At 68.1% G+C, this 10,067-nt stretch carries 13 protein-coding genes and 1 pseudogene; 11 read left to right on the top strand and 3 right to left on the bottom strand.

The annotated features are described in order from the left end of the window. A partial coding sequence (locus tag AC1DY5_RS28575) for a transposase (RefSeq protein WP_478116878.1) occupies positions 1-235 on the top strand: 235 nt, incomplete at its 5' end. Positions 236-359: 124 nt separating this feature from the next. Here the strand turns inward: AC1DY5_RS28575 and AC1DY5_RS28570 are convergent. Further along, on the bottom strand, positions 360-575 hold the full coding sequence (locus AC1DY5_RS28570; RefSeq protein ID WP_478116880.1) for a hypothetical protein: 216 nt from the start codon (positions 573-575) through the stop codon (positions 360-362). Between the two features lie 388 nt (positions 576-963). On the opposite strand from AC1DY5_RS28570, the pseudogene AC1DY5_RS28565 reads away from it, so the two are divergent. From AC1DY5_RS28565 to AC1DY5_RS28535, 7 genes and pseudogenes are all read left to right on the top strand, one after another. Next, positions 964-1,425, top strand: a pseudogene (locus AC1DY5_RS28565) (hypothetical protein). Then, complete coding sequence (locus AC1DY5_RS28560; protein WP_478116876.1) at positions 1,425-1,559, top strand: hypothetical protein; 135 nt, start codon at positions 1,425-1,427, stop codon at positions 1,557-1,559. The pseudogene AC1DY5_RS28565 and the gene AC1DY5_RS28560 overlap by 1 nt, the downstream one beginning before the upstream one ends. A 69-nt stretch (positions 1,560-1,628) precedes the next feature. Beyond that, complete coding sequence (locus tag AC1DY5_RS28555; RefSeq protein WP_478116874.1) at positions 1,629-2,453, top strand: thioesterase family protein; 825 nt, start codon at positions 1,629-1,631, stop codon at positions 2,451-2,453. Between the two features lie 100 nt (positions 2,454-2,553). Then, positions 2,554-3,459, top strand: a complete 906-nt coding sequence (locus AC1DY5_RS28550) for an SDR family NAD(P)-dependent oxidoreductase (RefSeq protein ID WP_478116871.1) — start codon at positions 2,554-2,556, stop codon at positions 3,457-3,459. 40 nt (positions 3,460-3,499) lie between these two features. Then, positions 3,500-4,402, top strand: a complete 903-nt coding sequence (locus AC1DY5_RS28545; RefSeq protein ID WP_478116869.1) for a LysR family transcriptional regulator — start codon at positions 3,500-3,502, stop codon at positions 4,400-4,402. An 11-nt stretch (positions 4,403-4,413) separates the two neighbouring features. Next, complete coding sequence (locus AC1DY5_RS28540) at positions 4,414-5,307, top strand: LysR family transcriptional regulator (RefSeq protein ID WP_478116867.1); 894 nt, start codon at positions 4,414-4,416, stop codon at positions 5,305-5,307. A gap of 32 nt (positions 5,308-5,339) precedes the next feature. Further along, positions 5,340-6,011: a hypothetical protein gene (locus AC1DY5_RS28535; protein ID WP_478116865.1), complete on the top strand. Its 672-nt coding sequence runs from the start codon at positions 5,340-5,342 to the stop codon at positions 6,009-6,011. A gap of 223 nt (positions 6,012-6,234) precedes the next feature. Here AC1DY5_RS28535 and AC1DY5_RS28530 read toward each other — a convergent pair whose 3' ends face one another. Further along, complete coding sequence (locus AC1DY5_RS28530; RefSeq protein ID WP_478116863.1) at positions 6,235-6,558, bottom strand: winged helix-turn-helix transcriptional regulator; 324 nt, start codon at positions 6,556-6,558, stop codon at positions 6,235-6,237. Between the two features lie 71 nt (positions 6,559-6,629). On the opposite strand from AC1DY5_RS28530, the gene AC1DY5_RS28525 reads away from it, so the two are divergent. Further along, the gene (locus AC1DY5_RS28525; protein ID WP_478116861.1) at positions 6,630-7,187 is read left to right on the top strand and encodes a carboxymuconolactone decarboxylase family protein; all 558 of its coding nucleotides are present in this window, start codon (positions 6,630-6,632) and stop codon (positions 7,185-7,187) included. Between the two features lie 168 nt (positions 7,188-7,355). Then, a complete protein-coding gene (locus tag AC1DY5_RS28520; RefSeq protein ID WP_478116859.1) occupies positions 7,356-8,510 on the top strand; it encodes a mandelate racemase/muconate lactonizing enzyme family protein in 1,155 nt (384 codons plus the stop codon). 70 nt (positions 8,511-8,580) lie between these two features. On the opposite strand, the gene AC1DY5_RS28515 is transcribed toward AC1DY5_RS28520, so the two are convergent. Further along, positions 8,581-8,928, bottom strand: a complete 348-nt coding sequence (locus tag AC1DY5_RS28515; protein ID WP_478116857.1) for a reverse transcriptase domain-containing protein — start codon at positions 8,926-8,928, stop codon at positions 8,581-8,583. 253 nt (positions 8,929-9,181) lie between these two features. On the opposite strand from AC1DY5_RS28515, the gene AC1DY5_RS28510 reads away from it, so the two are divergent. Next, positions 9,182-10,067, top strand: an 886-nt coding sequence (locus AC1DY5_RS28510) for a Bug family tripartite tricarboxylate transporter substrate binding protein (protein WP_478116855.1), incomplete at its 3' end; no start/stop codon positions are given.

Raw genomic sequence — 10,067 nt, 5'->3', positions numbered from 1 at the left:
GCCGCAGAACATGCGATTGATCTTCCTGCCCCCGTACAGCCCGGAGCTCAACCCCGCTGAGCACCTGTGGGAGTCGTTGCGCGAGGACTGCTTCGCCAACCACGTCTTCGCCAATCTGGACGCCGTCGAAAGCGCCCTGACCCACGGGCTCGTCGCCCTCGAATCCAATCCAACGAAAACCCAGTCAATGACTGGGTTCGAATGGATAACTTCTATATCTTTGAACGCAATTTAGTATGAGGCCGCAGCGCCTCGAGGTAGGCATTGACCGCGGTGCGCGCCTGCAGCGACAGCGCCTGCAGGTCGGGCGGACCGACGGCACTGATGTGCACGTGCGCGAACGTAGATCACCGTCTGGCTCACGCGCGCGGCTTCGCGCAGCGCGCAGCCTGCGGGCCAATCCGAGGCGCGGCGAGTGCCTCGGCCCAGACGTCGACGAAGCGCTCGTACATCTTGCGATAGGCATCGGCGCCCGACAGGTGGCGTTCGAGCAGGTAGTGCGCGGCCCACTCCGCCGGCCGCTCGCGGTGCGCCTCGACCTGCGACTCGACCAGCGCGTCGACGATCTCGCGCAACGGCCGCCCCGGACGCCACCGTCTCCCGCATCGACATCAGCAGCGCCTCGGAGCGCAGGTGCAGGCAGACGCGCGCCAAATCGTCCTTGCTCGCGAAGTACTCGTAGAAGCTGCCGAGGCCGGTGCCGGCCACCATGACGATCTCGCGGATCGTGATGCCCGCGTAGCCGCGCTCGACCAAAAGCCGAACAAAGGCGTCCTGCAGGGCTTGCGAAGTGTGGAGCGCGCGCGACTGGCGCGGCTTCCTCCTCGGGGGAGAAGTCGGTGAGCGTTTGATCCTGGTCTCCCGCACCGGAACCCGAACACCCTCGGGTGCCATTGTTCCTAGAATTTTTCGAACTGGCGGGCTGCATTCTGCAGTGACGCACTTCCTTCTTGCGAGACTCCCATGACAGGCATCCATCCCGACAACCAGGCTCCCGAACTCAAGGACTACAACGTCTGCACCAGCGACCCCGCGCTGCTGCGCCGCGCGGTGGCGCGCGGCGGCGCCGGCTGGCGCGACGACGAACTGGTGCGCCAGAGCGCGGAGTACGGATCCGAGGCGACCCTGCGGGCCGTTGAGGACGCCTACCACCACTAGCCCGAGCTGCACACGCATTCGCGCACCGGCGAACGCATCTACCAGGTCCGCTTCCATCCCGCGTGGCACACGATGATGTCGATCGCGCGGCGCAACGGCATCGCCAACCTGCCCTTCTTCGACGAGCGTCCCTCGGCCTGGACCGCCAGGACGTCGCCGCGCAGGACACCCGCCTGCGGGATGCGATCGCGCTGCCGCCGGCCGAACTCGAACGCCAGGCGCGCCGCTTCACGCATCGGCTGGTGCTCACCGCCCAAGCCTGCCTGATGATCCAGCACGCCAGCGCCGAGGCCTCGGCCGCCTTCATCGGCAGCCGCTTCGATCCCAACTGGTGCCCGGTGACCGGCATCACCGCCGGCACCAGCGATCCGGCCGCGCTGCCGCGCGCCGCCTGGCAGTGAGGCGACGGGCGTGATGACGGATTTCGTTTCGGCAAGCTGCACAAGCACCCGCTGCGGTAAAAACGCGTGATGACCCGACCCTCGATCGAATCCGAAAACCCTGCCGATGTTTTCACGCGCGAGGGAGAGGTCTGGCGGCCCAGTGAACTCTCGCGCGGCCCGTGGGACCCCCGCGCCCAGCACGGCGGCGCGCCCAGCGCCCTGATGGCCCACGTGGCCGAAAGCGCCATGGCCGAACCTGGCTGGCAGCTTGTGCGCCTGACCGTCGAGCTGATCAAGCCGGTGCCGGTCGCGCCGCTGACCACCCGCTTCAGCACGCAGTCCGCACGTTCGACCACGCGCCTGACGATCGACCTGCTCGCCGGCGACACGCTGGTGGCGCGCGCCCATGCACTGATGCTTCGCGGGCAGGCGCTGACCTTGCCCGATGACCTGCCCGGGCCATCGCCGGCGCGCCTGCTTCCGCTGCCGCAGGATTGCACCGAAGCGCTGCGCATCCCGGGCCTGCCCGAGGGCATCTCGTTCTACGCCACGGCGGTCGACACCCTGGCCGCCCAGGGCGACGTCTCGCGGCCCGGTCCCGGCGCGGCCTGGTTCCGGCTCGCGGTGCCGATGGTGCGGGGTGCGCCCAACTCGCCCGCGATGCGCGCCGCCGCCGCGGCCGACTTCGGCAACGGCCTTAGCTGGGTGCTGCCACCCGACAGCTTCCTGTTCTCGAATGCCGACCTGAACCTGCACCTGCACCGCCAGCCGGTGGGCGAATGGATCGGCCTCTCGTCGGAAACCCAGGCCGACGCCAGCGGCGCCGGCACCACGCTCTCGCGGCTCTACGACGAACAGGGACCGATCGGCGTGGCCGTCCAGACGCTGGTGCTGCGCGACCGATCAGCCTAGCCCGGGCCGAAGCCCCTCTTTCGGAATGCCGAAGCACGGGCGGCGCCGGCCGTGGCATTCTGCGGGGGCTATTCCGCACGCAAGATTCTGGAGAGATCCGATGGTCGAAGGCAAAGTGGTTCTGGTCACCGGCGCAGGGGGCGGTATCGGCCGCGACATCGCGCTGGCCATGGCGCGGCACGGTGCCCGCGTGGTGGTCAACGATATCGGCGCCGCGGTCGACGGCGCCGGCCACAGCGCCGGTCCGGCGCAGCAGGTGGTCGACGAGATCCATGCGCTGGGCGGCGAGGCGGTGCCCAACACCGACAGCGTAGCCGATGCCGCCGCCGCGGCTCGCATCGTGCAGTGCGCGGTCGACCACTTCGGTCGCATCGACGCCGTGGTCAACAACGCCGGCATCCTGCGCGATCGCTTCTTCCACAAGATGTCGGTCGACGAATGGGATTCGGTGATCAAGGTGCACCTCTACGGCAGCTACTTCGTGAGCCGGGCGGCGGCGACCTTCTTCAAGGAGCAGAATTCGGGCGCGATGGTGCACATGACCTCGACCTCGGGCCTCATCGGCAATTTCGGCCAGGCCAACTATTCGGCCGCCAAGCTCGGCATCGCGGCGCTATCGAAGTCGATCGCGCTCGACATGCTGAAGTTCAACGTGCGCTCCAACTGCATCGCGCCCTTCGCCTGGAGCCGGATGATCGGCGCCATCCCGACCGACACCGAGGAGCAGAAAGCGCGCGTGGCCAAGATCCAGCAGATGACGCCGTCGAAGATCGCCCCGCTGGCGGTCTACCTGGCCAGCGATGCCGCGCACGAGGTCAACGGCCAGATCTTCTCGGTGCGCAACAACGAGATCTCGCTGATCAGCCAGCCGCGGCCGGTGCGCTCGGTTCACCGCTCCGAAGGCTGGACGCCGCAGACCATCGCCGAGCATGCGATGCCGGCGATGCGTGCGAGCTTCTATCCGCTGGACCGCTCGGCAGATGTGTTCAGCTGGGACCCTATTTGACAGTCTCGGGTGTTGGCGGATTTAGCGGGACAATCCGCCCGTGAACCTGCACTTCGACCTTTTCGACCTCAAGCTCTTCGCCTTCGTGGCCGAGGCCCGCAGCCTGACGCGAGGCGCCGACAAGGCCTGCATCTCGCTCGCGGCCGCATCGACCCGCATCAAGCAGATGGAGGAAGCCATCGGCGGCAAGCTGCTGCACCGCACCGCCCAGGGCGTGAACCTCACGGCCGCGGGCGAGGCCCTGCTCTACCACGCCAAGCGCGTAATGCAGCAGATGGAGCACCTGCGCATCGACATGCAGGATTTCGGCAAGGGCATCAAGGGCCACGTGCGGGTGTTCGCCAACACCACCTCGATCACCGAGTACCTGCCCGAGAAGCTGGCCGGCTTCCTGACACAGCATCCGGCGGTGCAGGTCGACCTGCGCGAATACCTCAGCGAGGAGATCGTGCGCTCGGTGGCCGACGGCGGCGCCGACATCGGCATCCTCGCGGGCGACGTCCACACCGGCGACTTCGACGCCCGGCCCTTCGGCCGCAACCAGCTGGTGCTGGTGGTGCCGACCGCCCACCGCTTCGCCGACGCGAGCGCCATGGCCTTCGTCGACACGCTCGAGGAGCAGCATGTCGGCCTGCACCACGGCAGCGCGATCCACCGCTTCCTGCTGCGCAAGGCCGAGCTCGCCGGCCGCGGCTACGCGCCCCGCATCCAGGTCGGCAGCTTCGAGGCCATCTGCCTCATGATCGAGGCCGGCGTCGGCGTCGGCGTGCTGCCGGCCTCGTCGGCGCGGCGCCTGTCGCGTGCGCTGCGCATCACGACCGTACCGCTGACAGATGCCTGGGCCGAGCGCGAGCTCAAGATCATCGCCCGCAGCCGCGAGCAGCTGCCGGCCTCGGCGCGCGAACTGTTCGACTATTTGGCGCAGCCACCCGAAGCTCCCTGAACGCACACGGCATGTCCGCAGACCCGAAATCGCTGCGCCTGTTCGTGGCCGTGGCCGACCACGGCAGCATCAGCGAAGGCGCTAAGCGCTGTCACATCGCGCTGGCGGCCGCCAGCAAGCGCATCTCCGACCTCGAGGCGCGGGCCCGGCTGCCGCTGCTGGTGCGCCATGCGCGCGGCGTCACGCTGACCTCGGCCGGCAACGGCCTGCTACTGCATGCGCGCGCCGTGCTGTCGGCCATGGACCGGCTCGGCGCCGAACTCGACGACTTCCAGAACGGCGTGGCGGGCGTGGTCAGCATCACGGCCAACGCGTCGGCCATCGCCCAGTTCCTGCCGGCCCAGATCGGCTCCTTCCTGCGGCTGCATCCGGTGCTCAAGATCGACCTGCAGGAACGCGCCAGCACCGAGGTGGTGAAGGCCGTGATCGGCGGGCTGGCCGACATCGGCGTGATCGAGGGCCACACGCCGGCCGACGGCCTCGAATGCCTGGCCTACCGCAGCGACGAACTCGCGGTGGTGGTGGCGCGCGACCATCCGCTGGCGCGCCGCAAGCGGGTCGGCGTCGAAGAAGTGCTGCGGCACGACCATATCGTGGTGCGCGAAGGCACGGCGCTGCACCGCGTGCTGCTGAGCGCGGCGCTCGAGGCCCAGCTGCCGCTCAAGGTCCGCATGCAGGTGGGCAGCTTCGACATGGTCTGCCGCATGGTCGAGCAAGGTATCGGCATCGGCGTGCTGCCCTTCGCGGCGATCCTGCCGCAACTGCAGATCTTGCGGCTGCGCTGCCTGCGGCTCGATGCGCCATGGGCCATGCGCCGCCACCTGCTGTGCGTCCGGCGCGAGCAGGACCTGACCGCTGCCGCGCGCTCGGTGCTGGAGCACCTGCGGATCCCCGATCCGGGCTGACTGGCTGTCCGGATCAATGTCCGGCCTGGGTGATGTCGATGCTGCGCGTGGGCCGCGGCGCCAACCAGATCACCAACGCGGCCAGCGCGAACGCGGCGCCGGCGGCCCACAGGAAGGCCCTCGGCGAAGCGTTGCAGCGCATCGCCACGGACCATGCCATCGCCCAGGCCGACGGCCCGTCGCGCTGGTTGCGCGGCTGGGCCCGGGCGCAGCTCGGCCACGCGCTGGACGGCCATACGCTGATCCTCGAGAGCTATGCGGTCGATGTTGCGCTGGGCGTGCTGCGCGGCCGTTCGGGGGTGCTCGGCTACGCCGCGCAGGCCTTGATCCTGGCAGCGCGCTGGCACGACGCGCAGCGGCAGCTCGACGAGGCGCTGGCGCTGGCCGAGCGCATGGACGAGCGCCTGCACCTGCCGGAGCTGCTCTTGCTGCAGGCGCAGATTGCGCTCGGCTTGGGCGATGTTGACGCGGCGCGCAGCGCGATGCGGGCCGCGGCGAACGAGGCCGCCCGCCAGCAGGCGCTGTGGTTGGAGTTGAGCGCGCTGGCCGCCCTTTGCGAAGCCGAAGCTTCCCATGACGATGACATTGCCGCGCTAGCCGCGGCCCGCGCGAGACTGCACGAGGGGCTCGACACCGCACTGGTTTCGCGCATCGATGGACTGCTGCGCGACCACCCGTCCGAGCAGCGCCCGACCCTCTCCTGACGACTTCGGCCGCCGCGCCTGCCGAGTTTGAATCTCTTGCCTTCGCCAGGCCGAAAGGCGTCGGCTGCAGCTCACGAAATTCATCGTTGCTCGGCCAAGGCGCTCATGCCGGTTCCGGGCAGTCCTCGACACGCACCAGCCCTGGCGTACGGCTCCCCCGGTCGGGCGCGGCGCGGACATCTAGCACGATTTCGCCCGGCCTCCAGGCGCCAGGGCGCGTGACTCAGCGCGCTGCGGGTTTCCACTGTCGCGCCCAATCGCTCAGTGGCGCCAGCGCCGCACTCAACTTGCGCCCCTCCACGCTGAGGCCGTAGCCGCCCTCATCATGCTCGACCAGGCCCAGCGCTCGCAGCTCCGCGAGCCGCGTGTTCAACAGACTGGAGTTTGTCTCGCAAGCCTCCTGCAGAGCGCGAAACGTCAGCCGCTCCGCGCGAAGCTCCCAAAGAATCCGAAGCGTCGAGCGTCGCCCCAGCAAGTCCAGAGCCACCATGATGGGGCGGCCGGTCTTCGAACCGCGCACGGGCGCGCCGAGCTTTGGAATAGTCATGCTTTATTTTTTAAAGCAATAGCGATAGAGTTCATGCTTTAGAAAATGTAGCAGACACCCGAGGTCGACCCATGACTGCTCGTATCGCTCCCGCTGAGCCGCCTTTCCCCGCCGGCATCCAGTCGTCGCTCGATGGTCTCATGCGTGGCAAACCGCCTCTGCTGCTTTTCACCACGCTCGCCAGGGATCCTCGCCTGTTTCAGAAGTTCTTCGCGGGCGGGCTGCTGGACCGCGGAAATCTGACGTTGCGGCAGCGCGAGCTCGTCATCGCCCGAACCACGTCGCTGTGCAGGTCGGAATACGAATGGGGCGTCCATATCGCGCTGTTCTCATCGCGCGCCGGATTCGATGAAGCTCAAGTTGTTTCGCTTGCCTCCGGCCAAGCGCGGGATTCCTGCTGGACAGACGAGGACAGGCCGCTGATCGCGCTTTGCGACATGCTTCACGCCGAGTGCACTGTCGACGACGCACTCTGGCAGTCGTTGAAGTCGGCGTTCAGCGACGAAGCGATTCTCGAACTGATCATGCTGGCCGGCTTCTATCGCACGGTCAGCTATCTGACAAACACTTTGCGCCTGCCGGCCGAGCCGGGCTCGGCGAGCTTTTCCCCCAGTGCGCAGCGAGGCTAGCGATCGGCTCCCCTTTGCGATTGCGCTCTCGTTCGAGTGCGCAGGCGCGCGGCACGGCAGAGGCCCGAGCCTTCGCGTTTCGCGAAGCCTCGCGCCCGCCACAAACGAATTGTTCTCCCGCCCCTGCGCGTCAAGAATCGCGCAACCAAAGTAGCGAAGGAGAGATTCTTGAAGATCATCCGCGTCAGCGCCACGCCGCTGAACATCCCGGTCAGCATCGACGTGCTGGGCCTCGACAAGCAGACCTCGCTGTCGCTCTGCCTGACCGAGATCGAATCCGACAACGGCCTGGTCGGCCACGGCATGACCGCCATCACCGAAGAAGAAATCATCGCCGCCGCGGTGCGCGAGGTGGCCGGCCCGGCGCTGATCGGCGAAGACCCGATGGCCACCGAGAGGCTCTGGGACAAGCTCTACTGGCTGCTCTCGCCGCGCGGCCAAACCGGCTATGCGAGCCACACCATCGCCGCGCTCGACATCGCGCTGTGGGACCTCAAGGCCAAGGCGCTGGGCCAGCCGCTGTGGCGGCTGCTCGGGGGCGCTCGCTCGCGGGTCCCGGTCTATGCCACCTTCGGCTTCGGCTTCTTCGAGCGCGACCAGCTCGCGGCCGCGGCGAAACTATGGGTGTCGCAGGGCTTCCAGCGGCTCAAGATGACGATCGGCGGCCATGCGCTGGCGCGCCGCGACGAGCCGCGCCCGATCGACGAGGTGATCGACGAAGACGTGCGCCGCGTCGCCGCGGTGCGCGAAGCGGTCGGCCCCGAGGTCAAGCTCTACGTCGACGCCAACTGCGGCCTCGACCTGTTCCACGCCACCCAGCTGGCACGCCGCATCGAGCCCTACGACATCAGCTTCTTCGAGGAACCGCTGACGCAGAACGACGTGCGCCAGATGGCCCAGCTGCGCAGCCGCACCACGATCCCGCTCGCCTGCGGGCAGAACGAGGGCCTGGCCTTCCGCTTCCGCGACCTGCTGGTCCACCAGGCGGCCGACGTGCTGCAGCCCAACGTGACGATCTCGGGTGGCTATTCGCAGTGCCTGAAGATCGCCGGCATGGCGCAGGCCTTCAACGTGCCGATCGACAATGGCGGCGCCTGGCCCTTCCACAACATGCACCTGCATGCGGGCGTCGCCAACGGCGGCATGGTCGAGTACCACTATGTCGCGGTCGAGATGCTGAAGAAAGTCTTCGACGGCCTGCCGGTGCCCGACCAGGGCTGGCTCACGCTGCCCGAGACGCCGGGGCTCGGCTTCGCGCCCAATGCCGATCGGGTGCGTGAACTGGCGAAGCTGCCGAGCTCCCACGGCAAGGGCAAGGCCTGAAGAACAACGACCAGTCAGAGTAGGAATGCCAGTCACCCAGCACCCCCTCCACAGATCCGTACGTGCGGGACTACCGCATACGGCTCCTGCCTTGGGTCGTGACGATCAGACGCTGGTTCGGGTACGGGTGGCAGACGGTCTGAACGGGCAACCAATGCGCCATCAATCGGATCAGCCGCGTTTTGTCGGGGTGCAGTTTCAGCCCGAATTGGCCCAGCCGTTCGGCAACCGCGCGCTGGAAGCGCTCGGCGTCATCACGGAGCTGGAATCCGGCAATCCAATCGTCCGCATAGCGCACGACGATCACGTCGCCTCGGGCGTAGCGCCCCCTCCACTGCTTCACCCACAGGTCGAACGCATAGTGCAGGTAGATGTTGGCCAGCAGCGGACGGACGTTGCCGCCTTGCACCGTCCCCAATTCACTCTGCGTGATCCTGCCTTATTCCAGCACGCCCGCGTGCAGCCATTTCTTGATCAGCCGCACCACGCGCGTGTCAGCCACGCGATGTTCCCGAGCTATACCCGGCCCGCGCGTACCCCTGTCAACGCTTCGCCCACGCCCTCACGAGCGTGCACGCATGATTCGGGGCCGCCGAAGCTGGCTAAGCCTTCAACGTATGACTCTTTCATTCACAACACCTCGCCGGTTTGACCGGCGCACCGGAGACACGATGAAGCAGAGACGACGACAAGCGATTCGGCCACCGCGCCGGCAGGCCCCGCGCCTGGCGGCCCTGGCACTGGCCCTCGGCATGGCGGGCGCCGCCTGGGCCCAGAAGTACCCCGACAGGCCGATCCGCCTGGTGGTGGGCTATTCGGCCGGCGGCGGCGTCGATGCCGCGGCGCGGATCCTCAGCGCCCGCTTGCCGGCGGTGCTGGGCCAGCAGGTGGTGGTCGAGAACCGCGCCGGCGCCACCGGGATGATCGCGGCCGACCTAGTCGCCAAGGCCGCGCCCGACGGCTACACCCTGATGATGGGCGACAGCGCGATGCTGATCACCAAGCTGCTGCTGCCGAAGATCGCCATCGACCCGCTGACTAGCTTCAAGCCGGTCGCCGGCGCCTTCGTGTCGCCCCTGATGATCGTCACCGGCAACGACTTCCCGGCCCGCACGCCGGCCGAGCTGGTGACCGAGCTCAAGACCCATCCGGGCCGCTATTCCTTCGCCACCTCGGGCGTCGGCACGGTGCAGCACCTGGGTTTCGAGATGCTCAAGCAGGCCACCGGCAGCTTCGTGGTGCATGTGCCGTACCGCGGCGCCGCGCAAATCGTGCCCGACGTGGTCGGTGGACAGGTGCCGATCGGCGTCGTCAGCGCCACGGCCGGCATGGCGCAGGCCAAGGCCGGCAAGCTGCGCGCGGTGGCCCTCATGAACAAGGCGAAGCTCGATGGCGCCGAAGGCGTGGCGCCGCTGGCCGACGCGCTGCCGGGCTTCGACGTCGCGCCGCGGCTCTTCCTGCTGGCGCCGGCGGGCACGCCGGACGAGATCGTCGACAAGCTCTCCGCGGCCGTGAAGACCGTGCTCGACACGCCCGAGTCCGGCACGAGTCCGGCAC

The sequence above is a fragment of the Variovorax sp. P4_D9 genome (assembly GCF_056401695.1).
This window is presented reverse-complemented; position numbering and strand designations above follow the sequence as displayed.

Bases quoted from the DNA above. Each gene is read 5' to 3' on its own strand.
- AC1DY5_RS28560 (WP_478116876.1), top strand. From the start codon at position 1,425: ATGATCCAGCACGCCAGCGCCGAGGCCTCGGCCGCCTTCATCGGCAGC.
- AC1DY5_RS28530 (WP_478116863.1), bottom strand. From the start codon at position 6,558: ATGACTATTCCAAAGCTCGGCGCGCCCGTGCGCGGTTCGAAGACCGGC.
- AC1DY5_RS28525 (WP_478116861.1), top strand. From the start codon at position 6,630: ATGACTGCTCGTATCGCTCCCGCTGAGCCGCCTTTCCCCGCCGGCATC.
- AC1DY5_RS28540 (WP_478116867.1), top strand. From the start codon at position 4,414: ATGTCCGCAGACCCGAAATCGCTGCGCCTGTTCGTGGCCGTGGCCGAC.
- AC1DY5_RS28555 (WP_478116874.1), top strand. From the start codon at position 1,629: ATGACCCGACCCTCGATCGAATCCGAAAACCCTGCCGATGTTTTCACG.
- AC1DY5_RS28535 (WP_478116865.1), top strand. From the start codon at position 5,340: ATGTCGATGCTGCGCGTGGGCCGCGGCGCCAACCAGATCACCAACGCG.
- AC1DY5_RS28550 (WP_478116871.1), top strand. From the start codon at position 2,554: ATGGTCGAAGGCAAAGTGGTTCTGGTCACCGGCGCAGGGGGCGGTATC.